Consider the following 20,370-nt stretch of genomic DNA (forward strand, 5'->3'; position numbering starts at 1 on the left):
TATGGATAAATTCAATCTCATAGGCTCAACCATTGAAAACTACTACAGAAACACCCACGCCTGTGTTTCGGAAAAGTTGATTGAGTCGATTCTCTACTCAATAGAAGCAGGAGGGAAACGCCTTCGTCCCCTCATCCTGCTGGAGGTTTTGGAGGGATTTGGCAAGACAGTGACAGACGCCCACTATCAAATTGCTGCTGCTTTGGAAATGATTCACACGGGAAGTCTTATCCATGATGATTTACCTGCCATGGACAACGATGATTACCGTCGAGGTCGGTTGACAAACCACAAACAGTTTGACGAAGCTACAGCTATTTTGGCGGGGGATAGCCTTTTTCTGGATGCCTTTGATTTGGTAGCCCGTGCCGACTTACCATCACCCATTATTGTTCAGTTAGTTCAGTTCCTAGCCACTTCCTCAGGCACATTTGGTATGGTTGGGGGACAGATGTTGGATATGAAAGGGGAGGGGCAGATGCTGGAGGCTACGGAACTCTTCAAGATTCATGAGAACAAAACTGGTCGTCTCCTGACTTATCCTTTCTATGCAGCTGGTATTATCGCAGAGCAGTCAGAATATGTCCAAGGGAGATTGTGGCAATTGGGCTCGCTGATTGGGTATGCATTTCAGATTCGGGATGATATTTTGGATGTGACAGCAAGTTTTGAAGAATTAGGGAAAACGCCTAATAAGGATCTTGTGGCTGAGAAAGCAACTTTTCCAGCTTTGTTGGGCTTAGATGAATCTAAGAGTCTTCTTGAGGAAGCCTTGGATAAGTCTATAAAAATTCTTGAGGAATTGACTCAGGATTATGATTTCAAGTCTGACAATATCATTAAGATTTTAGAAAGTTTACGAATCAATGAGTAAAGAACGAGTAGATGTGCTAGCCTACAAGCAGGGGCTTTTTGAGACTAGGGAGCAGGCCAAGCGAGGCGTCATGGCGGGCCTGGTGGTCAATGTCATCAATGGCGAGCGCTATGACAAGCCGGGCGAGAAAATCGATGAGGGGACCGAGCTCAAGCTCAAGGGTGAGAAATTAAAATATGTCAGCCGTGGTGGCCTCAAATTAGAGAAGGCCTTGCAGGTCTTTGGAATTTCTGTTGAAGGGCAGACGACCATTGATATTGGTGCTTCCACAGGCGGCTTTACGGATGTCATGCTCCAGTCTGGCGCCAAGCTGGTTTACGCCGTGGACGTTGGGACCAATCAATTGGCTTGGAAACTTCGGCAAGATGAGCGTGTAATTTCCATGGAGCAGTACAATTTCCGATATGCTGAACTGGTTGATTTTGACCAGGGACAGCCAAGTTTTGCCTCTATTGATGTCAGCTTTATTTCGCTCAGTCTGATCTTGCCAGCCCTGCATAATATTTTGGCAGACGGCGGTCAGGTCGTAGCCCTGGTCAAGCCTCAGTTTGAAGCGGGACGGGAGCAGATTGGTAAAAATGGTATCGTTAAAGACAAGCAGGTTCATGTCAAAGTTTTGCAGGACGTGACCAAGATGGCCGTGGAGACTGGCTTTACCGTTAAGGCGCTCAGCTTTTCTCCGGTTCAGGGCGGTCAGGGCAATATTGAATTTTTGGCTCATTTGGAAAAATCTGACCAGCCAGAAAATATGGTTGTGGGTCAGATTGGTGACTTGGTTGAGCAAGCACACGAGGAATTTAAGAAAGATGAATAAACGAGAACGCTTAGAAGTAATAAAAGATTTGGTGGTCCGCTATCCGATCGATACCCAGGAAGAGATTGTGGAACGCTTGGAGGCTATGGGGGTCCATGCAACCCAGGCGACGGTTTCCCGGGATATCAAGGAGTTGGGTATCATCAAGGTGCCAGCAGCTGACAAGGGCTATATTTACGGTCTGCCTAAGGTGGGCCTGGCAAAGGTCCGCTCGAAAAATATCCTTGATTTTTCATATTCGGGTAACATGGTCAATATCAAATTGGTGCCTGGAAGTGCCATTGTTGTCAAACGGCAGATTGTGGAACAATTTGAGGACCAACTGTTCACCATCATTGCGGACGACGATAGTATCTTTTTAATCTTGAAGGACCAGGAAAAACTGCTTCAGTTGGAGCGCATGGTTAAAGGGTGGTAAGGGATGTTACTAGAAGTTTCGATTAAGAATTTTGCCATTATCGAGCAGGTCTCTCTTAACTTTGAAAAGGGTATGACCATTCTCTCTGGTGAGACGGGAGCTGGGAAGTCTATCATTATCGACGCCATGAACCTTATGTTGGGGGCGCGGGCGACTACTGATGTCATCCGCCACGGGGCTGCCAAGGCGGAGATTGAGGGGCTTTTCTCTTTTGAACATAGCAGAGCCTTGGAGCAGATTTTGGAGGAGCAGGGGATTGAAGTGGCTGACGAGCTGATTATCCGTCGGGAAATCCTGCAAAATGGTCGGTCGGTCAGCCGGGTCAACGGTCAAATGGTCAACCTGTCTGTCCTCAAGCAAATTGGTCAGCACTTGGTCGACATTCACGGTCAACATGACCAGGAAGAATTGATGAAGTCCCAGCACCATATCCGTCTGTTGGATAGCTTTGGAGAAGAGGATTTTTGGACCCTCAAGGACAACTACCAAGCGACTTTTGATGCCTACCGTAGCCTCCGCAAGCGCGTGCTTGAAAAGCAGAAAAACGAGCAGGAACACAAGTCTCGTATCGAGATGTTGGAGTATCAGATTGCGGAGATTGAATCCGCTGACCTCCAGCTTGGTGAGGATATCCAGCTCAATCAGGAGCGGGATAAGCTACTCAATCATAAGCAGATTGCAGATACGCTGACCAATGCCTACGCCCTCCTGGACAATGAGGATTTCTCCAGCGTCAACAATATCCGCTCAGCCATGGGGGATTTGCAGAGTTTGGAAGAATTCGACCCAGAATACAAGGCCCTATCGACCAGCCTGACCGAGGCCTACTATGTGATGGAGGATGTGGCCAAGCGATTGGGTGATGTGGTGGACAATTTGGAGTTTGACGGCAACCGTCTCATGCAGCTGGAAAGTCGCTTAGACCTGCTCAACACCATGACCAAGAAATATGGCGGTTCGGTCGACGATGTCCTCGATTATTTGGCAAAAATCACTGAAGAGTACAATCTTTTGACCGGTAACGACCTGTCTGGTGATGACCTGGAAGTCCAGCTCAAGACCTTGGAGAAAGACTTGGTTAACTTGGCTGGTCAATTGAGTCAGGCCCGTCATGAGTTGGCCCAGATTTTAGAAGAGGTTATTCGCCAGGAATTGCAGGACTTGTATATGGAGAAGGCCAAGTTCCAGGTTCGATTTACTAAGGGTAAATTCAGCAAGGAGGGCCATGAAACGGTGGAATTTTATATTTCTGCCAATCCTGGAGAGGATTTCAAACCCCTGGTCAAGGTGGCCTCAGGAGGAGAATTGTCTCGCCTCATGTTGGCCATTAAATCAGCCTTTGCCCGCAAGGAAGGCAAGACATCCATTGTATTTGACGAGGTGGACACGGGTGTATCTGGTCGCGTAGCCCAGGCCATTGCCCAGAAAATTTACAAAATCGGTCAATACGGTCAGGTCTTGGCGATTTCGCACTTGCCACAGGTGATTGCGATTGCGGATTACCAGTTTTTTATTGAGAAAGTATCGGACGAGCATTCGACCGTTTCTCGTGTGCGTCTCTTGACGACGGATGAACGGGTGGAAGAGATTGCCAAGATGTTGGCTGGTGACACAGTGACGGAGGCAGCCAGAACGCAGGCCAGAGAATTAGTGATGAAAGGTTGATGAGGGAGTGGTCAAACCTTAGCTGATTTGACAGGCTGGGACCAGTTTGAGGCTGTTATGAAATGTAGAATACAGCATATAAATCCTTTACAGAAAAACGGAAAACTGCTAAAATATATGTAAATAATCACTCTCTATATAAAGTAGGTGGCTAGCATGAAACAGTATCTAGGTCGGTTTGTAGGTGTTTTATTGGTCTTGAGTTTATTCCTTCCCTTTGCCTTTACTCCCAATCTGAAGACTTTTGAGGTTGTCACGATTTCTGGATGGGCCTATTTCAGCGGTAGTCTCTTTGCTCTCCTTTGTCTGGCTCTGGTACTTGCCTTCTGTTTTAAATTGGTGCTGTTTTCCAAGACCGTCAACCTGTTACTCTTTGCTGGTGCTGGGCTCACGACACTATATTTTTATAGTTTGCAGCTACAGGCAGTTGGCAGCTCATTTCTGACTCGATTGGATGAATTTCCTGTTGGCTACTTTCTCTGTGGTGTCTTCTTGGTACTTGAGCTTGGATTCACCTTGAAAGAATTGCTTTCTCAGTAAGTGTGACATATCTTACTTTTTATCAATAATGCTTGAAAGCAGTATAGGGCTAGGTTTTAGTGGTCTAGCCTTTTTTCATTTCTAGCGTTTTATTTTTGAGGTGATTTTTGCTATAATAGTAGACATATTTGTAGAGAATTGTAGGATGAAATATGTCAAGGATTAAAATTGTAACAGATTCAAGCACCACTATCGAGCCACACTTGCTGGAAGAACTGGGAATTACGGTTGTTCCTCTTTCGGTGATGATTGATGGAGTGGTCTATTCGGATAGCGACCTGACAGAGGGGCAATTTTTACAACTGATGCGCAATGCTAAGAGCTTGCCGAAGACCAGTCAACCTCCAGTGGGGGTCTTTGCAGAAACCTTTGCTGATTTGGCCAAGGACGGTAGTCAAGTGATTGCCATCGTCTTATCTCACGCCCTTTCGGGCACCGTTGAGGCTGCTCGTCAAGGGGCAACCTTGTCCGGTGTTGATGTGACGGTTATTGATTCAAGCTTTACAGACCAGGCTGCTAAATTCCAGGTGGTTGAGGCTGCTCGTCTGGCTCAAGCTGGGGCTAGCAAGGAGGAAATCTTGGCGGCCATCGAGCAGGTGCGAGAAAAAACAGAATTGTATATTGGCGTATCGACGCTTGAAAATCTGGTTAAGGGAGGCCGTATTGGTCGCGTTCAAGGGCTCTTAAGCAGCTTGCTCAATATCCGTATCATTATGACCATGAAAAATCATCAGCTAGAGCCCATTGTGAAGGGTCGGGGCAACAAGACCTTCAAGAAATGGTTGGATGAGTTTATTGGTCAATTAGCCGATAAAAAGGTGGCTGAAATCGGCATTTCCTATGCAGGCGCAGCAGATTTTGCCCAGCAGATGAAAGAACAGTTACAGCCCTACCTAGCCAAGGATATCGCTGTCCTAGAAACCGGCTCTATCATACAAACCCACACTGGTGAAGATGCCTGGGCTATCTTAGTACGCTATGAATAATCGAAAAGTTTTTCATGGGCTCTTTTATTTCTTTCTGTGCTTGATATTGACCGTCTTTCTGTTTGACTGGCTGATTCCAAAGGCTGCATCAAGGGTGTCTCCTTCAGAAATCAGTCAGTCAGACGAGCGCCCCATCCTACACTATGTTGCGATTGGTGATTCATTGACGGAAGGTGTGGGGGATACCACGGGCCAAGGAGGCTTTGTTCCGCTTCTGGCTCAAGATTTGGCCAACCAGCTCTCAGTGGATGTTGTCGATGCCAATTATGGCATTGCAGGCAATACCAGCAACCAGATTTTAAAAAGGATGAAGTCTGATAAGAAATTGCAGGCAGATTTGAAGCGGGCGGATTTGATGACTTTGACGGTTGGTGGAAATGATTTGCGAAAGGTGATTATGAACAATATCACCGATTTAAAAGTATCTTCTTTCAATAAGCCATCCAAGGATTATGCCAAAAGACTGAAAGAGATTATTGACTACGCCCACAAGCAAAATAAGGATTTACCTATTTACGTTGTTGGTATTTACAATCCTTTCTTTTTAAGTTTTCCAGAAATGACCGAAATGCAGACTATCGTGGATAATTGGAATGAAGTGACTGCCAAGACGCTTGAAGAGCAGGACAAGGTTTACTTTGTTCCCATCAATGATTTGCTTTACAAGGGATTGGAAGAAGAGGTGGGTATCAGTTCCACTGATGCAGGTACTAGAAATAATCTACTCTACAACGAAGATAGTTTTCACCCCAATAATACGGGCTATGAAATTATAAAGAAAGCAATCGTGGAGAAAATACATGAAACCCCAAAAGAATGGTAAGATAAAGATTTGGAAATGGTTGTTTTTGGCACTTCTAGCTTGTAATGTCGGTGCCTATATTGTCCTTATCAATCGTGTGCAGGATAAGCGTGAAGACTTGACGGTTTTCGTAAAAAATAATCCTGACGATGTCAAAATAGGGACATTTACGACCACAAGAGAACAGCTGAATCAGACACTTGAAAACTATCTCAAAGAATATCAAACCAAAGATTTTGAATATTCCATTGCCCTGACCAGCCAACAGATTGTCTTTGAGGGCAGTTACAAGTTGTTTGGTGTGGAAATTCCCCTCTATCTCTATTTCCAGCCAAGTAAGATGAAGGATGGAAGTATCATGTTGCAAATAATGGAAGTTTCAGCAGGCAGTCTATCTTTACCCAAAGCAGAGGTTCTAAATTATTTGAAGAAAAATTATAAATTTCCAGACTATGTCCATGTGGATACGGAGGCATCTAGAGTGCAGGTCCAGCTCCAGGAAATGGAGAATAAGCTAGGGATTTATGCCAAAATGAATACGCTTGATTTATATAATGACCAATTTATTATTGATATTTACAAAACAGAAATAAAATAACACTTTAAGCTTGACCAAAAGCTTAAAATTGGATAAGATATTAGAGTGAGTAGTCACTCAGAAAATAATTGGAGGATTTAGCAAAATGGCTAATAAACAAGATTTGATCGCAAAAGTTGCAGAAGCAACTTCATTGACTAAAAAAGATTCTGCAGCAGCAGTTGATGCGGTATTCGCAGCAGTAGCTGACTACCTTGCAGCTGGTGAGAAAGTTCAATTGATTGGCTTCGGTAACTTCGAAGTTCGTGAGCGTTCAGCACGTACAGGTCGCAACCCTCAAACAGGTGCAGAAATCAAAATCGCAGCTTCTAAGGTTCCTGCTTTCAAAGCTGGTAAAGCACTCAAGGATGCTGTAAAATAATTCAGCATTAAAAAGCCCGTCATATCAAGCTTTCTAGCTTGTTCGACGGGCTTTTTTCTGTGTTTTGGGGCATTTTTGGGGCATAAAATCAGTATTTCAGAACGTCGACAAACTGTATTCTGGATAAATAAACTAAGTAGCTCTGCTAAGAAAAAACTATAATTTAGTTTATTTTGCAAGCGGAGCGAGCCCTAAGCCAGGACTTTCCGCTGTGATGAAAATGAGAAACGTTGTCGTTTCGGACATTCGGAGTATTTGAGACCTTAGGCTCAAATACTAGGTATGGAATTCCGTAGGTAGCTCAAAACAGTCTGGGGGACTGTTTGAGGAGTAAACCCAGAAACAAGAAAGTTTACTACCGTCCGACATCACCTCAGGAAAGTCTGAAAAGAGACTTTGTCTACAATCTCAGGATTTTTCCTTAACTTTTGACTTCTAATCACAAATAAAACAACCACCTGCTTCAGATGGTTGTCTTCTTTCTATCTCGAACGTTGTTTACCAGCGTTGCGTTTTTTCTTTTTAGATGCTTTTTCTTCGATGATAGCTGATGCAGCTGGGGTCACATCTTTGACCTTTCCTGGTGCAGCTTTCAAGGGTTTGTTCTTAAATTCTTCCTCTACCTGCTTACGAATGCGTGGCTTGAGGATGAAGTTGGTGATGGCTTGTTGGATAAGACTAATCAGACCACCGATTACCCAGTAAAGGGTTACACCAGCAGGAGAGCCAAATGAGATCATCACAATCATGAGCGGATTCATCAGTGCCATGGTTTTCATTTGCTTTTTCTGTTCTTCATCCATACCGACCTGCATGAGGAGGGATTGTCCATAGTAGAGTACACCTGCAATAGCTGTTAAAATCAGGCTGGATTTGCCCAGGTCGATACCGAGGAAACTAGCCTCAGCAATACCTGGAGTGTGGCGAGCCGCAAAGTAGATAGCCGAGAAGAAAGGCATCTGAATCAGGAGTGGTAAACAACCCATGCCTCCCAACATACTCACACCGTACTGTTTTTGCGTAGCGAAGTATTCTTGTTGGGCAGCCAGCTGTTCTTCCTGAGAACTTGCATTCTTCATACGTTCCTGGATTGGACCAAGAATTGGCTTGAGGTAGTTCATCTTTTCAGACTGGATAGCTGCCTTATAAGATTGGTAAATACCTAGTGGAAGGATAATCAAGCGGACAATCAGGGTCACGATGATAATGGCCAAACCATAGCCCAGGGCCTGGTTCTCAGCAAAGTATTCGATGAGATAAGACATTGGTTGCCCCAGATAGTTCCAGATGAAACCGGTCGGATTACCACTTTTATCTGTCTGCACACAGCCCGACAAGAAGAGCAGAGTTGCCAGTGACAAGCCTGACAATTTGATGAATCGTTTATTTTTCAATTTCAAACTTCCTTTTTTACAATATAGTCTCTATTGTACTTGTTTTGGTCAAAATTCTCAAGTCTTTCACTTACCAGCCTTAAAAATCCTTCTCAAGCCCTAGCCATGATTGACTTTAAAATCTGTCATATCCGGGAAATTGGCCAAATTCACATCTAGATAGTTGACCCTGGCCATACGAGAAGGTCCTTTTCGTATTTCATGGATAAAATGGCTGAGCTTGTCAGCTTGATCCGACTGGGCCAGGATGGTGACTGTTCCATCGTCATTGTTCCAGACACGGCCGTAGACGTCACCGATTTCCAGAGCCAGAGCCTGGACTGACCAACGAAAACCAACTCCCTGGACACGACCAGAGGCAATCATTTTGACCTTTCTCATGGGGTTCTCCTTTTTGACAAGTAACTCACTTTATTATATCATGGACAATAAGAAATATAAAGGAGCAGCCATGGACATTATCCGCTCAAAGACCAATAATCTGGTCAAGCAAATCAAGAAATTGCAGCAGAAAAAATACCGGACCTCCTCCTATCTGATAGAGGGCTGGCACCTGCTAGAAGAGGCTGGTGTTGCTGGTGCGACTTTCGAGCATATCTTGGTCTTGGAAGAATACGCAGAGCGGGTTGCTGGTTTGCCCAATGTTAGTCTAGTGACACCTGACATCATGCGGGACCTGGCCGATTCCAAGTCTCCCCAGGGTGTCCTTGCCCAGCTGGCCCTTCCTAGACAAGACTTGCCAACAAGCCTTACCGGCAAATTCCTGGTCTTGGAAGATGTCCAGGACCCAGGCAATGTGGGCACCATGATTCGGACAGCAGACGCGGCTGGTTTTGACGGTATTTTTTTGACGGATAAGTCGGCTGATATTTACAATATTAAAGTTCTACGGTCCATGCAGGGAAGTCATTTTCATCTGCCGATTTATCGTCTGCCTGTGGAGGAGCTTGTCAGATACCTGCAGGCTCAAGGGTTGCCAATCTTAGCAACGACCCTGTCAAGCCAGTCGGTGGACTATAAGGACTTCCAACCTGGTCCTAGCTTTGCTATGGTTATGGGCAATGAAGGTCAAGGAATTTCAGCCTACATGGAGGAAGTGGCGGCCCAGCTGGTCCACATCAGCATGCCGGGTCAGGCGGAAAGTCTTAATGTGGCCATAGCGGCCGGTATTCTTATGTTTAGTTTTATTTAAGGCTATCTTGGTAGACTATGCTATAATAGTCCGAGGAGGTCAAGATTTGACAGCTTACAAAAAAGATAAAGAGTATATGCACTATGTGGGCCATCTGATTGCGACGCCCAAGGTGCAAAAATTGGGCACTATTCCCCACCACTACCATTCGACACGGCTGGAACATTCCATTAATGTGTCCTACACCAGCTATAAAATTGCCAAAAAATTTGGCTGGGATGCCAAAGCGACAGCTAGAGGCGGTCTCTTGCACGATTTGTTTTTCTATGACTGGCGGGATACCAAATTTCAGAAGAGCCATGCCTGGGTCCACCCAAGGATTGCCAAGCGCAATGCCCAGAAATTGACCAAGCTCAATAAGGTCGAAGAGGATATTATCGTCAAACACATGTTCGGTGCTACCATTGCCCCTCCCCGCTACAAGGAATCTTGGATTGTCACCTGCGTGGACAAGTATTGGGCGGTTCGTGAATGGAGTCTGCCCCTGCAGCACAAGTGGAAGCATCGCAAAATTCTACGTTTTCAATAAATAAAGGAGTTTTCTATGAATAATGATTCAGTAATTATCAACCAGGTGGACAATACCGCCCTCAACCGTTTCTTTGGTAAGGTTTACGGCGTTGTCGCTATGGGAATTGGCTTGTCGGCCTTGGTGTCGTTTTTGACAGTGACAGTTTTCCGAGACACTTTATTCGCTCTCATGCGTGGTGGTTCCATGCTCATGATGATTATCATGATTGCCCAGATTGCCCTGGTCTTTGCGGCCTCAGCTATGGCGGCTAAAAATAGTCCGCTGGCTCTGCCTATGTTTTTGGGCTATTCAGTGACAAATGGTTTCACTCTGAGTGTCGTGCTGTTGGCCTATACAGGTGAAACAGTGGCCCTGGCCTTTGTATCAACTGCCCTCATGTTTGCGGTCATGGCTATTATCGGGATGACCACTAAGAAAAATCTGTCCGGCATGGCCCAGGCTCTTCGAGCAGCTCTCTGGGGAGTGATTATTGCCAGTGTTGTCAATATCTTTCTACGTAGCTCAGGTATCAGCTTTGCTATGTCTATCATCTCTGTCTTGATTTTCTCAGGTTTGATTGCCTATGATAATCAGCGCATCCGCACTGTTTTCGAGCAAACAGGCGGAAATGTCGGTCAAGGCTGGGTCGTTTCTATGGGCCTGCAGCTCTATCTTGACTTTATTAACTTGTTCCTGAACTTGCTCCGCATTTTTGGTAACTTAAATCGAGATTAAAACTTCCCACTCTCCGAGTGGGTTTTTCATTTTCTGAAAATGCCTTTCTATGCTATAATGGTTAGAAAATTGAGGAGAATGAGTTATGACCAAAATACCATTTATTGATAAGGAAACCCTTGCGACGATTACAGACCAATTTCCAACGCCTTTTCACTTGTACGATGAGAAGGGAATTCGTGAAAAAGCGCGTGCGCTCAATGCTGCTTTTGCTTGGAACCCAGGCTTTAAGGAATATTTTGCGGTTAAGGCGACACCGACACCAGCTATCTTGAAAATTTTGCAAGAAGAGGGCTGCGGTGTGGATTGTGCGACGGATGTGGAAGTGCTGATGAGTGCCAAAATGGGCTTTACGGACATTATGTTTACTTCCAATGATACCCAGGCGCAAGAATTTGTCTATGCGAGCGAAGTTGGAGCGACCATTAACTTGGACGCCTATGAGCATATCGAGTTTTTGAAAAATGTAGCCGGTATTCCTGAGACAGTCTGCCTACGTTATAATCCGGGTGGCATCTTCTCGCTTGGTACAGACATCATGGACCATCCAGAAGAGTCCAAATTTGGCATGACCAAGGACCAGCTCATGCAGGGTTACAAGGACTTGAAAGAATTGGGCGTTAAGGAATTTGGTATCCATGCCTTTTTGGCCTCCAACACTGTGACCAATGACTACTATCCAGAATTGGCGCGCCAGCTCTTCGAATTGGCCCTGGAAATCCGTGAGGAGACAGGGGTCACACTTGATTTTATCAACCTGTCAGGTGGTATTGGGGTCAACTACCGTCCAGACCAGGAGCCAAATGATATTGCCGTGATTGGCGAGGGTGTCCGCAAGGTTTACGAAGAAATTCTTACGCCTGCTGGCATGGGACATGTGAAAATCTTTACGGAGCTAGGACGTTTTATGCTGGCGCCACATGGGCATCTGATTACTAAGGTTCTCCACCGCAAGGAAACCTATCGGACTTATGTCGGTGTGGATGCCTCAGCAGCCAACCTAATGCGTCCAGCCTTCTACGGTGCCTACCACCATATCACCAATATCAGTCGACCAGACGCTCCGATTGAAGTAGTGGATGTGGCGGGCTCTCTCTGCGAAAACAACGATAAATTCGCAGTCAATCGTGAATTGCCACGCGCAGAAGTGGGGGACACCCTGGTCATCCATGATACGGGTGCTCACGGTTTCTCCATGGGCTATAACTACAACGGACGCCTGCGTTCAGCGGAGATTCTCTTGGAGGAAAATGGCGGAGCGCGTATGATTCGACGGGCTGAAACGCCAGAAGACTACTTTGCTACCTTGTACGGTTTTGAATTTGACAAGTAAGTCTTGGAAAAGACGGGAAAATTTGGTATAATAGGTCTAGAAAATTAGAATACGGTCTAGAGGAGATTGAAATGCAAATTGGAATTGGAATTGTTATTTTATTGGTTGTCTTAGCACTTGCTGGTGGGGTTGCTCTCGGTATTTACCTATCACGCAAACAGGTTGAAAAAATGATTGCGGATAAGCCTATTTTGGATGAAAATGCTCTTCGTTTGATGATGAGCCAAATGGGTCAAAAACCAAGCGAGGCTAAGGTTCAGCAGGTATTGCGCCAAATCAAGAGCCAACAAAAAGTAGCAACTAACAAGAAAAAATAAGCAAGCACTGGGGCTGGGGATTCATTCCCAAGTCCTTTTGTTTGGAGAAAGTCCTAGGAAACTATATGGATAATCGACCAATCGGATTTTTAGATTCAGGTGTGGGTGGTCTGACGGTGGTTCGTGAACTCATGCGTCAACTACCCCACGAAGAAGTCGTCTATATCGGAGATTCGGCCAGGGCCCCTTACGGCCCAAGGCCAGCTCAACAAATCAGAGAGTATACCTGGCAGCTGGTCAATTTTCTCTTGACCAAGAATGTTAAAATGATTGTTTTCGCCTGCAATACAGCGACGGCTGTTGCCTGGGAAGAGGTTAAGGAAAAGTTGGATATTCCAGTTTTAGGTGTGATTTTGCCAGGGGCATCGGCTGCTATCAAGGCGACCCAGTCTGGCAAGGTGGGAGTGTTGGGCACAGCTATGACTATCCAGTCAGATATTTACCGGGAAAAAATTCAGGCCCTGTCGCCGGAAACTCAGGTTGAAAGCTTGGCATGCCCACGCTTTGTCCCCCTGGTGGAGTCCAATAGCCACCAGTCTAGCCTGGCCAAGAAGGTGGTCTACGAAACCCTCAAGCCCCTTATGGGGAGGGTGGATACCCTGGTGCTGGGCTGCACCCACTATCCCCTCCTGCGGGCTATCATTCAAAATGCCATGGGGCAGGATGTAAAACTGATTGACTCTGGGGCAGAAACAGCGCGGGATATCTCCGTTTTGCTCAATTATTTCCAGCTCAATCGCAGTCGGACGGAGGCCAATCTTCAACATCGATTTTATACAACAGCCAGCCCAGAGGCTTTTAAGGATATCGCAGAAAGCTGGTTGGGCATTGATATTCAAGTGGAGCATGTAGAACTATGACAGAAAAGATTTACGAATACAGGGACGAGCAGAATTGGTTTATTGGCAAGGCGAGCTTTGCCAATCTATTTGGGAGCTTTGGTGAGACTGGAAGAGAGCAGGAAATATATCAATTGGGGCATGCTTTCGATCAACTTATTGCCTCAAAATATGAAGATGACTACAACCAGTGCGTCCAGATTGAGATTATTCGATTGCATTCGGATTTCAAACTCATCCAGTTTGCTCTCGATGTCTTAAATGACCTCAACAACCGCCAATTCAAGGCTATCCAGCACCAGGGAACTGTGCTGGTGACCGAAGGCGAAAAACTGCACCTGGTTTACTTGCCCAAGGAAGGGGTGTCCACAGAGGCTTTCTTTGGTCAGGAGCAAGGCTTGTCCGGTCTTGGAGACAGTATTCTGATTGCCACTAAAAATGAAGGCAAGACCAAGGAATTTCGTAAGTTCTTTGAGAAATTGGGCTATCAGGTCGAGAATCTCAACAACTATCCTGACCTGCCAGATGTGGCTGAGACAGGGACCACTTTTGAGGAGAATGCCCGTCTCAAGGCGGAAACCATTGCAGAGCTGACAGGCAAGATGGTCCTGGCAGATGATTCGGGTCTCAAGGTAGATGTCCTCGGCGGTTTACCAGGAGTTTGGTCAGCTCGTTTTTCAGGTCCAGAGGCGACAGACAGCCGTAACAATGCCAAGTTGCTCCACGAATTAGCCATGGTTTTTGAGACCAAGGACCGCTCGGCCCAGTTCCATTGCACCTTGGTCATGGCAGCACCGGGTCGGGAAAGCCTGGTGGTTGAGGCAGATTGGGCAGGCTATATTGGCACAGAACCCAAGGGAGAAAATGGCTTTGGCTACGATCCGCTCTTTTTGGTCGGTGAGACGGGCAAGACGTCGGCTGAACTTAGTCTAGAAGAGAAGAATAAGATTTCCCACCGGGCGCAAGCCTTAGAAAAATTGTTGGAGGCATTTCCAGTATGGCAGGAGCAAGCAAGACAATCCTAGTCATGAGTGATTCTCATGGAGACCGTAAGATTGTAGAGGAAATTAAGAACCGTTACCTTGGCAAGGTTGATGCAATCTTTCACAATGGAGATTCGGAGCTAGACAGCCAAGACCAGCTTTGGGAGGGAATGTACGTTGTCAATGGCAACTGTGACTACTTTGGTGGCTATCCAGATAGGCTGATTACCCAGTTGGAGGATGTGACCATTGCCCAGACCCACGGCCATCTCTATGGCATCAATTATGGTTGGCAGCGGTTGGATTATTGGGCCCAAGAAGTGGAGGCGGATATCTGTCTCTACGGGCATCTCCATGTGCCCGATGCAGAGCTGCGGGGCAAGACCCTCTTTCTCAATCCTGGATCAGTCAGTCAGCCACGGGGCTTGGTCAGAGAGTGCCTCTATGCCCTGGTGACCATTACAGATAGTCACTTCCATGTTGAACACTACAATCGTCAGCACCAGATTTATCAGCCACTAACAAAGGACATTCCACGATGATTGCACGCGAATTTGAAGCATTTTTGCTGGATCAAGAAGAGACTTTTTTGACTCCGGCCAATAAGTTGGCGGTCATTATTGATAGCCATAATATCGACCATGCCAAGCTCCTGCTCAGCCACATGTCCTATTCACGGGTACCTGTAGTGACCGAAGAAGGACAATTTTTCGGCACCATTGGCCTGACGGAAATCAATCGTTACCAGGCTGAAAATGGTTTGAGCGATGATGAGCTTAATAGCGATATTTCCCTGATTGCAAAGACAGATGAGGAGACAGTTGGTCAAGATTACGACTTGACAGAAGTCATGCGAAAATTGGTCGACCAGTCCTTCCTTCCTGTTCTGGGTGAAAATGGGGAGTTCAAGGGGATTATTACTCGGAAATCCATTCTCAAGGCCATCAATGCCCTGCTCCACAACTTTCCCCTGCCGTCTAAAGAGGCAAAAAAATGAAAGATTGGATTGCAGCATTTATCAGGAGCAAGTCCATAAGCAGCAACAGTCAGAAGTCCTACACCTATGACCTACAGCAATTCATGGAGGTGACCCAGGGCCAGGTCAACCAGCAGACACTCTTGACCTACCAGCAGACGCTCTTGAGTCTGAAGCCTGCTGCCCAGAAGCGCAAGTTGTCAGCAGTCAATCAGTTCCTCTATTTTCTCTACGAGGAGGGGCAGCTGGAGCGATTTTATAAGCTCAAGGCCCTGACCAGCCCTGCCTCTATCAAGCAGCGACCACAGGTGGAAGATTTGTCCCCCTTATGGACGGAGACAGCCTTTCTTGATGGGCAGACCATTGCTCTTTTGATTGGCTTTTTAGGGCTGACGCCTAGTGAAATAGCAGAGCTGACTGTGGATGACCTCAACCTAGATTTTCAGGTGTTGACTGTCCAGAAGGGGCAGACCAAGCGGGTCCTGGATATTCCTAAAGAAATTCTGCCCTACCTAGAAAATCACTTGACCGGTGTCTATCTTTTTGACAAAAAAGGGCAAACCTATTCCCGCCAGTGGTTCTTTAATCGCTTGACTGAATTTGTTAGCTCCATAGGTCGGTCAGATTGGACCGCCCAGAAATTGAGAGAACAGTATATTCTGGGGCAAATCAAGCAAGGCAAGTCTCTGGACCAGCTGGTCAAACAATTGGGCTTGAAATCAAGCATGAGTTTGGAAAAATACAAGTAATGGATATTAAACTGAAAGATTTTGAAGGACCTCTGGACCTCTTGCTCCACCTGGTGTCCAAGTACCAGATGGACATCTACCAGGTGCCGATTACAGAGGTCATTGAGCAGTATCTAACCTATATTGCCACCTTGCAGGCCATGCGGCTGGAAGTGGCAGGTGAATACATGCTCATGGCCAGTCAGTTGGTGGTCATCAAGAGTCGGAGGCTCCTGCCCAAGGTAGTGGAGCAGACAGACCCAGAAGATGACCCAGAGCTGGAGCTATTGGACCAATTGGAAGAGTACCGCAAATTCAAACTTCTCAGCGAGAAGCTGGGAGAGCAGCATGATGAGCGGGCTAAGAGTTTCTCCAAGCCCAAGGAAGAGCTGGTCTACGAAGATGTGCAGCTGGTCCAGGACAAGACCGTTGTCGATTTGTTCCTGGCTTTTTCCAAAGTCATGGCTGAAAAGCAGGCCAGCCTGCGCCAATCGCATACGACCATTGCCAGAGATGAGTACAAGATTGAGGACATGATGGACCTGGTCCGTAGTCACTTTAAGGCTGGTTCGCGTCTGGAGTTGCGCCAGCTCTTTAAGGATAGTCAGGATATCAATGAGGTTATCACCATTTTTCTGGCCACTTTGGAGTTGGTCAAGGTCCATGAGATTAGCTTTGAACAAACGGAGGCTTTTGGGGACATTTACCTAGTAAGGAGGGAGCATGAGCCGATTAGCTGAAATAGAAGTCCTGCTATTTGTGGCAGGTGAGGAAGGCCTGACCTTGCGTAATCTAGCGGAGATGCTGGACATGCAGCCGACCGCCCTCATCCAGCAGTTGGAGAAATTATCTGAAAAGTACATGTCGGATAAGGATTCTGGTCTGGCACTCTTGGAATCATCCAACCGCTACAAGCTGGTAACCAAGAAGGAATTTGCCGAGCTCTTGCGGATTTATGCCAAGACACCGATAAACCAGACCATGTCCCGGGCCCTATTGGAAACCCTGTCTATTGTTGCCTACAAGCAGCCCATTACACGGATAGAGGTGGATGACATCCGTGGGGTCAATTCCAGCGGTGCCATTAGTAAGCTCCAGGCTTTTGATTTGATTCGGGAAAATGGCAAGAAGGAGGTGTTGGGCCGACCAAATCTCTATGTGACCACCGATTATTTTTTGGACTACATGGGGATTAACAGCCTGGACCAATTGCCGGATGTGTCAGATTTGGACCTGAAAGATGAGGAAACAGAGCTTTTCCTAGAAAGAAATGAGTTAGAAGATGAGAATTAACAAATATATTGCCCACGCAGGCATTGCTAGCCGACGCAAGGCTGAGGAATTGATCAAGCAGGGGTTGGTGACTGTCAATGGTCAGGTGGTGCGTGAATTGGGAACTGTCATCAAGTCTGGTGACAGGGTTGAGGTAGAAGGCCAGCCTATTTACAATGAAGAGAAGGTCTATTACCTGCTCAACAAGCCTCGTGGAGTGATTTCCAGCGTATCGGACGACAAGGGTAGAAAGACGGTCGTAGACCTTTTGCCTACGGTCAAGGAACGGATTTATCCTGTGGGTCGTCTGGACTGGGATACATCAGGTGTCCTGATTTTGACCAACGATGGAGATTTCACAGACGAGATGATTCACCCGCGCAATGAGATTGATAAGGTCTATCTGGCGCATGTCAAGGGGGTTGCCAATAAGGACGTTCTTCGTCCCTTGACCCGTGGAGTGGTCATTGACGGTAAGAAAACCAAGCCAGCTGTCTATGAGATTATCAAGGTGGACCCTGTCAAGAACCGATCGGTGGTCGAATTGACTATCCATGAGGGGCGCAATCACCAGGTTAAGAAGATGTTTGAAGCGGTTGGTCTACAGGTGGACAAGCTGTCTCGGACTCGTTTTGGTAATCTAGACTTGACAGGTCTGCGTCCAGGTGAGTACCGCAAGCTCAATAAGAAGGACATCAGCAAGCTCCATACCATGGCTGTTACCAAGCCAGCTAAGAAGAAATGACCAGGCTCATCATCGGCCTGGTCCGGCTGTACCAACGATTTATCTCTCCCCTCTTTCCACCGTCTTGCCGTTATCGACCTACCTGCTCGGCCTATATGATTGTGGCCTTGCAGAAGCACGGCTCAAAGGGATTCTTGATGGGCCTGGCCCGTATTGGGCGCTGTCATCCCTTTGTGGAAGGTGGTGAAGATCCAGTACCGGACCATTTTAGCCTGAGAAGAAATAAAGTATGAAAAGGTGTAAAAAAGGCAAATTTCAATTCCGAGTTAGCCACCTATAAGAAATTCTCTCGGTGACTTGTAGCCCAAACATTTTTTGGGATAGTTATTGATCCAATTTTCGATAAAAGCGACTTCTTTCGGGGTCGTTTTTGTGGTTCCTTTCGGCAACCATCGTCGGATAAGCCTATTGTGATTCTCGTTCGTGCCTCTCTCCCAAGAGGAATAAGGGTGAGCGTAGTAGATATGTTCCTTCAGAAACACTTCTGACAAACGACTAAACTCGGTTCCATTATCTGTAGTAATGGATTTGATTTGGAACTCCTTCAAGACGATTTTCAAGGCCTGATTCACAGCCTCAGCCGATTTATTTGGAATCAATCGAATGATTTGGTGGCGACTTCTCCTGTCCGTCAAGACCAAAAGGCATTTGTTTCTCGCTCTCGTCAATAGAACCGTGTCAATTTCATAGTGTCCAAGCTCCAGTCGAAGATTGATCACCTCTGGCCGCTCTTCAATTGACTTTCCAGCAGGCTTAAAGTTTGGACTCGCCTGTTTTTTAGTAGTCCTCCCTTTTCTAGGATAAAGCATATCCTTCTTGGTCAAGCCGAGATGCCCCTTGTGAATCCAGTAGTAGATGGTTGAAATCCCCACATTGATGTCCTTGGTTCTAACCATCATTTCAGGCGAGAATTTTTCCATATTGTAGTGCCGAATTTTATCAGCGAGTTCCTTTGTTAAGCTCAGTTTTCTAACGGACTTTTTCCGATTTTTCTCATACAGATTTTGGGCATAATCAGCGGAATAGAGTTTTTTGAAGCGACCTTTTCGGACTTGTTGTAGGGTCGTCCCTCGTATCACTTCATTGTGAATGGTCTGCGGAGCCTTTCCCAATAAGCGAGCGATTTCCCGATTGGATTTCCCTTCGCCTTTCCACCGTTCAATTTGTCTGCGGTTTTCGATTGTCAAATGTTTTCCTTTTGGTGTATAATGTGTATGCATCTCCGTGTCTTCCTACCTTGTGTTTGTGGTGAACTACAAGTATAACACGGAGGTGTTTTCTTTTACCTACAAGGAACTTTCATTTGTCAACAGGTACCCTTGAACCTGTTTTGTTGGCTCAGCCAAGGCTCTCATTCGCCTTGGTAAACCAGCCTAACAGGTCCAAGCCTGTTAACAAACGAAACCAGAACAGACAGCTGAACCAGTTGAAACAGCTGTTTTTTGGCTAGGTTGGGGTGGCTAACTTCATTATAGAACTTTCGAAAGGTGTAAAAAATAGCGAAAAATGGTGATTTTTGGGAATAAATCCTTGACAGAGGCATCAACTGAGCGGTATAATAGTAACACGATTTCATTGATTTAACTCAAACCTGTTGTGAGTTAAGTGAATGAATCATCATTCACCATGCTGTTTGCTGAGCTTGACTCCGGGCAGTGTGGCATTTTTTTTACTTGAAATGAGATGAAAGATAATGAATATCGAAGAATTGCACTACAAAGAAGAAACAGCTAAAAACCACGTCGTTCTGTTTGAGCCACAAATTCCCCAGAATACGGGCAATATCGCCCGGACCTGTGCTGCGACCAACAGTCCTCTGCACATTATCAAGCCCATGGGTTTTCCTATTGATGATAGCAAGATGAAACGAGCTGGTCTTGATTACTGGGACAAGCTGGACGTACGTTTTTATGAAAATTTAGATGAATTTATGACCTACGCCAGCCAGCATGGCCAGGTACATCTGGTGTCAAAATTCGCTGATAAGACCTATTCCAACCAGTCCTATCAGGAGGGAATCCATTATTTTCTTTTTGGGCGTGAGGACAAGGGCCTGCCAGAAGAATTCATGCGCCAGTATCCAGAACAGGCTATCCGCATTCCCATGAACGATGAGCATGTCCGTAGCCTCAATGTATCCAATACAGTCTGCATGATTGTCTATGAAGCCCTGCGTCAGCAGGAATTTGCAGGCCTTGACCTGGTCCATACCTATGAAGGGGACAAACTCAAATAATGTGATATCATTACCAAAGTCTTGCAGAGGCAAGGCTTTTTTGGTATCATT

Annotated in this window: 27 protein-coding genes; 24 read left to right on the forward strand and 3 right to left on the reverse strand. The window is 46.1% G+C overall.

The features are described 5' to 3' along the window. Window position 1: 1 nt before the first annotated feature. The 9 genes from NQZ91_10310 (at window position 2) to NQZ91_10350 (ending at window position 7,058) form a co-directional block, all read left to right on the forward strand. Entirely contained in the window at window positions 2–874 is an 873-nt protein-coding gene (locus NQZ91_10310; GenBank protein ID UUM57706.1) for a polyprenyl synthetase family protein, read from the forward strand. After that, window positions 867–1,688, forward strand: coding sequence for a TlyA family RNA methyltransferase (locus tag NQZ91_10315; GenBank protein ID UUM57707.1), 822 nt, complete (start codon window positions 867–869; stop codon window positions 1,686–1,688). The genes NQZ91_10310 and NQZ91_10315 overlap by 8 nt, the downstream gene beginning before the upstream one ends. Then, window positions 1,681–2,106, forward strand: coding sequence for an arginine repressor (locus tag NQZ91_10320; protein UUM57708.1), 426 nt, complete (start codon window positions 1,681–1,683; stop codon window positions 2,104–2,106). Before NQZ91_10315 ends, NQZ91_10320 begins: the two co-directional genes overlap by 8 nt. Before the next feature lie 3 nt (window positions 2,107–2,109). After that, entirely contained in the window at window positions 2,110–3,771 is a 1,662-nt protein-coding gene (recN, locus tag NQZ91_10325) for a DNA repair protein RecN (protein UUM57709.1), read from the forward strand. Window positions 3,772–3,927: 156 nt separating this feature from the next. Next, on the forward strand, window positions 3,928–4,311 hold the full coding sequence (locus tag NQZ91_10330; protein UUM57710.1) for a hypothetical protein: 384 nt from the start codon (window positions 3,928–3,930) through the stop codon (window positions 4,309–4,311). Window positions 4,312–4,463: 152 nt separating this feature from the next. Further along, window positions 4,464–5,297, forward strand: a complete 834-nt coding sequence (locus NQZ91_10335; GenBank protein UUM57711.1) for a DegV family protein — start codon at window positions 4,464–4,466, stop codon at window positions 5,295–5,297. Beyond that, window positions 5,290–6,120: an SGNH/GDSL hydrolase family protein gene (locus tag NQZ91_10340; protein UUM57712.1), complete on the forward strand. Its 831-nt coding sequence runs from the start codon at window positions 5,290–5,292 to the stop codon at window positions 6,118–6,120. The genes NQZ91_10335 and NQZ91_10340 overlap by 8 nt, the downstream gene beginning before the upstream one ends. After that, complete coding sequence (locus tag NQZ91_10345; GenBank protein ID UUM57713.1) at window positions 6,098–6,697, forward strand: YpmS family protein; 600 nt, start codon at window positions 6,098–6,100, stop codon at window positions 6,695–6,697. The genes NQZ91_10340 and NQZ91_10345 overlap by 23 nt, the downstream gene beginning before the upstream one ends. An 85-nt stretch (window positions 6,698–6,782) precedes the next feature. Beyond that, window positions 6,783–7,058: an HU family DNA-binding protein gene (locus NQZ91_10350; protein UUM57714.1), complete on the forward strand. Its 276-nt coding sequence runs from the start codon at window positions 6,783–6,785 to the stop codon at window positions 7,056–7,058. 482 nt (window positions 7,059–7,540) lie between these two features. On the opposite strand, the gene yidC is transcribed toward NQZ91_10350, so the two are convergent. Next, the gene (gene yidC, locus NQZ91_10355) at window positions 7,541–8,458 is read right to left on the reverse strand and encodes a membrane protein insertase YidC (protein UUM57715.1); all 918 of its coding nucleotides are present in this window, start codon (window positions 8,456–8,458) and stop codon (window positions 7,541–7,543) included. A 93-nt stretch (window positions 8,459–8,551) separates the two neighbouring features. Continuing rightward, window positions 8,552–8,833, reverse strand: coding sequence for an acylphosphatase (locus NQZ91_10360; GenBank protein ID UUM57716.1), 282 nt, complete (start codon window positions 8,831–8,833; stop codon window positions 8,552–8,554). A gap of 70 nt (window positions 8,834–8,903) precedes the next feature. Here NQZ91_10360 and NQZ91_10365 point away from each other — a divergent pair, with 70 nt between their 5' ends. From NQZ91_10365 to yidD, 14 genes are all read left to right on the forward strand, one after another. Next, on the forward strand, window positions 8,904–9,644 hold the full coding sequence (locus NQZ91_10365; protein ID UUM58863.1) for an RNA methyltransferase: 741 nt from the start codon (window positions 8,904–8,906) through the stop codon (window positions 9,642–9,644). A gap of 46 nt (window positions 9,645–9,690) precedes the next feature. Beyond that, window positions 9,691–10,173, forward strand: a complete 483-nt coding sequence (locus NQZ91_10370) for an HD domain-containing protein (protein UUM57717.1) — start codon at window positions 9,691–9,693, stop codon at window positions 10,171–10,173. Window positions 10,174–10,188: 15 nt separating this feature from the next. Beyond that, window positions 10,189–10,890 carry a Bax inhibitor-1/YccA family protein gene (locus NQZ91_10375; GenBank protein UUM57718.1) on the forward strand — a complete coding sequence of 234 codons (702 nt, stop codon included), beginning with the start codon at window positions 10,189–10,191 and terminating at the stop codon, window positions 10,888–10,890. 85 nt (window positions 10,891–10,975) lie between these two features. Further along, on the forward strand, window positions 10,976–12,223 hold the full coding sequence (locus tag NQZ91_10380) for a diaminopimelate decarboxylase (protein UUM57719.1): 1,248 nt from the start codon (window positions 10,976–10,978) through the stop codon (window positions 12,221–12,223). Window positions 12,224–12,300: 77 nt separating this feature from the next. Next, window positions 12,301–12,540: a YneF family protein gene (locus NQZ91_10385; GenBank protein ID UUM58864.1), complete on the forward strand. Its 240-nt coding sequence runs from the start codon at window positions 12,301–12,303 to the stop codon at window positions 12,538–12,540. A 65-nt stretch (window positions 12,541–12,605) separates the two neighbouring features. Beyond that, entirely contained in the window at window positions 12,606–13,400 is a 795-nt protein-coding gene (gene racE / locus NQZ91_10390) for a glutamate racemase (GenBank protein UUM57720.1), read from the forward strand. Further along, the gene (locus NQZ91_10395; protein UUM57721.1) at window positions 13,397–14,404 is read left to right on the forward strand and encodes a nucleoside-triphosphate diphosphatase; all 1,008 of its coding nucleotides are present in this window, start codon (window positions 13,397–13,399) and stop codon (window positions 14,402–14,404) included. Before racE ends, NQZ91_10395 begins: the two co-directional genes overlap by 4 nt. Further along, window positions 14,377–14,904, forward strand: coding sequence for a metallophosphoesterase (locus NQZ91_10400; GenBank protein UUM57722.1), 528 nt, complete (start codon window positions 14,377–14,379; stop codon window positions 14,902–14,904). The genes NQZ91_10395 and NQZ91_10400 overlap by 28 nt, the downstream gene beginning before the upstream one ends. Further along, the gene (locus NQZ91_10405) at window positions 14,901–15,359 is read left to right on the forward strand and encodes a CBS domain-containing protein (protein ID UUM57723.1); all 459 of its coding nucleotides are present in this window, start codon (window positions 14,901–14,903) and stop codon (window positions 15,357–15,359) included. Before NQZ91_10400 ends, NQZ91_10405 begins: the two co-directional genes overlap by 4 nt. After that, the gene (gene xerD / locus NQZ91_10410) at window positions 15,356–16,087 is read left to right on the forward strand and encodes a site-specific tyrosine recombinase XerD (protein ID UUM57724.1); all 732 of its coding nucleotides are present in this window, start codon (window positions 15,356–15,358) and stop codon (window positions 16,085–16,087) included. The genes NQZ91_10405 and xerD overlap by 4 nt, the downstream gene beginning before the upstream one ends. Beyond that, window positions 16,087–16,806, forward strand: a complete 720-nt coding sequence (locus NQZ91_10415; GenBank protein ID UUM57725.1) for a segregation/condensation protein A — start codon at window positions 16,087–16,089, stop codon at window positions 16,804–16,806. The genes xerD and NQZ91_10415 overlap by 1 nt, the downstream gene beginning before the upstream one ends. Then, a complete protein-coding gene (gene scpB / locus NQZ91_10420; protein UUM57726.1) occupies window positions 16,790–17,359 on the forward strand; it encodes an SMC-Scp complex subunit ScpB in 570 nt (189 codons plus the stop codon). The genes NQZ91_10415 and scpB overlap by 17 nt, the downstream gene beginning before the upstream one ends. Next, window positions 17,349–18,083, forward strand: coding sequence for an rRNA pseudouridine synthase (locus NQZ91_10425; protein ID UUM57727.1), 735 nt, complete (start codon window positions 17,349–17,351; stop codon window positions 18,081–18,083). Before scpB ends, NQZ91_10425 begins: the two co-directional genes overlap by 11 nt. Further along, window positions 18,080–18,316: a membrane protein insertion efficiency factor YidD gene (gene yidD, locus NQZ91_10430; protein ID UUM57728.1), complete on the forward strand. Its 237-nt coding sequence runs from the start codon at window positions 18,080–18,082 to the stop codon at window positions 18,314–18,316. The genes NQZ91_10425 and yidD overlap by 4 nt, the downstream gene beginning before the upstream one ends. 33 nt (window positions 18,317–18,349) lie before the next feature. On the opposite strand, the gene NQZ91_10435 is transcribed toward yidD, so the two are convergent. Next, complete coding sequence (locus tag NQZ91_10435) at window positions 18,350–19,303, reverse strand: IS30 family transposase (protein UUM57729.1); 954 nt, start codon at window positions 19,301–19,303, stop codon at window positions 18,350–18,352. A gap of 473 nt (window positions 19,304–19,776) precedes the next feature. Here NQZ91_10435 and NQZ91_10440 point away from each other — a divergent pair, with 473 nt between their 5' ends. Beyond that, complete coding sequence (locus NQZ91_10440; GenBank protein ID UUM57730.1) at window positions 19,777–20,319, forward strand: tRNA (cytidine(34)-2'-O)-methyltransferase; 543 nt, start codon at window positions 19,777–19,779, stop codon at window positions 20,317–20,319. The last annotated feature ends 51 nt before the right edge of the window (window positions 20,320–20,370 follow it).

It is taken from the genome of Streptococcus suis (genome assembly GCA_024583055.1).
GTDB lineage: Bacteria > Bacillota > Bacilli > Lactobacillales > Streptococcaceae > Streptococcus > Streptococcus suis_V.

Excerpts from the sequence above, each read along its gene's own strand:
- NQZ91_10310 (UUM57706.1), top strand. The coding sequence starts at position 2 with ATGGATAAATTCAATCTCATAGGCTCAACCATTGAAAACTACTACAGA.
- NQZ91_10315 (UUM57707.1), top strand. The coding sequence starts at position 867 with ATGAGTAAAGAACGAGTAGATGTGCTAGCCTACAAGCAGGGGCTTTTT.
- NQZ91_10320 (UUM57708.1), top strand. The coding sequence starts at position 1,681 with ATGAATAAACGAGAACGCTTAGAAGTAATAAAAGATTTGGTGGTCCGC.
- recN (UUM57709.1), top strand. The coding sequence starts at position 2,110 with ATGTTACTAGAAGTTTCGATTAAGAATTTTGCCATTATCGAGCAGGTC.
- NQZ91_10330 (UUM57710.1), top strand. The coding sequence starts at position 3,928 with ATGAAACAGTATCTAGGTCGGTTTGTAGGTGTTTTATTGGTCTTGAGT.
- NQZ91_10335 (UUM57711.1), top strand. The coding sequence starts at position 4,464 with ATGTCAAGGATTAAAATTGTAACAGATTCAAGCACCACTATCGAGCCA.
- NQZ91_10340 (UUM57712.1), top strand. The coding sequence starts at position 5,290 with ATGAATAATCGAAAAGTTTTTCATGGGCTCTTTTATTTCTTTCTGTGC.
- NQZ91_10345 (UUM57713.1), top strand. The coding sequence starts at position 6,098 with ATGAAACCCCAAAAGAATGGTAAGATAAAGATTTGGAAATGGTTGTTT.
- NQZ91_10350 (UUM57714.1), top strand. The coding sequence starts at position 6,783 with ATGGCTAATAAACAAGATTTGATCGCAAAAGTTGCAGAAGCAACTTCA.
- NQZ91_10360 (UUM57716.1), bottom strand. The coding sequence starts at position 8,833 with ATGAGAAAGGTCAAAATGATTGCCTCTGGTCGTGTCCAGGGAGTTGGT.
- NQZ91_10365 (UUM58863.1), top strand. The coding sequence starts at position 8,904 with ATGGACATTATCCGCTCAAAGACCAATAATCTGGTCAAGCAAATCAAG.
- NQZ91_10375 (UUM57718.1), top strand. The coding sequence starts at position 10,189 with ATGAATAATGATTCAGTAATTATCAACCAGGTGGACAATACCGCCCTC.
- NQZ91_10380 (UUM57719.1), top strand. The coding sequence starts at position 10,976 with ATGACCAAAATACCATTTATTGATAAGGAAACCCTTGCGACGATTACA.
- racE (UUM57720.1), top strand. The coding sequence starts at position 12,606 with ATGGATAATCGACCAATCGGATTTTTAGATTCAGGTGTGGGTGGTCTG.
- NQZ91_10395 (UUM57721.1), top strand. The coding sequence starts at position 13,397 with ATGACAGAAAAGATTTACGAATACAGGGACGAGCAGAATTGGTTTATT.
- NQZ91_10400 (UUM57722.1), top strand. The coding sequence starts at position 14,377 with ATGGCAGGAGCAAGCAAGACAATCCTAGTCATGAGTGATTCTCATGGA.
- NQZ91_10405 (UUM57723.1), top strand. The coding sequence starts at position 14,901 with ATGATTGCACGCGAATTTGAAGCATTTTTGCTGGATCAAGAAGAGACT.
- xerD (UUM57724.1), top strand. The coding sequence starts at position 15,356 with ATGAAAGATTGGATTGCAGCATTTATCAGGAGCAAGTCCATAAGCAGC.
- NQZ91_10415 (UUM57725.1), top strand. The coding sequence starts at position 16,087 with ATGGATATTAAACTGAAAGATTTTGAAGGACCTCTGGACCTCTTGCTC.
- scpB (UUM57726.1), top strand. The coding sequence starts at position 16,790 with ATGAGCCGATTAGCTGAAATAGAAGTCCTGCTATTTGTGGCAGGTGAG.
- NQZ91_10425 (UUM57727.1), top strand. The coding sequence starts at position 17,349 with ATGAGAATTAACAAATATATTGCCCACGCAGGCATTGCTAGCCGACGC.
- yidD (UUM57728.1), top strand. The coding sequence starts at position 18,080 with ATGACCAGGCTCATCATCGGCCTGGTCCGGCTGTACCAACGATTTATC.
- NQZ91_10435 (UUM57729.1), bottom strand. The coding sequence starts at position 19,303 with ATGCATACACATTATACACCAAAAGGAAAACATTTGACAATCGAAAAC.
- NQZ91_10440 (UUM57730.1), top strand. The coding sequence starts at position 19,777 with ATGAATATCGAAGAATTGCACTACAAAGAAGAAACAGCTAAAAACCAC.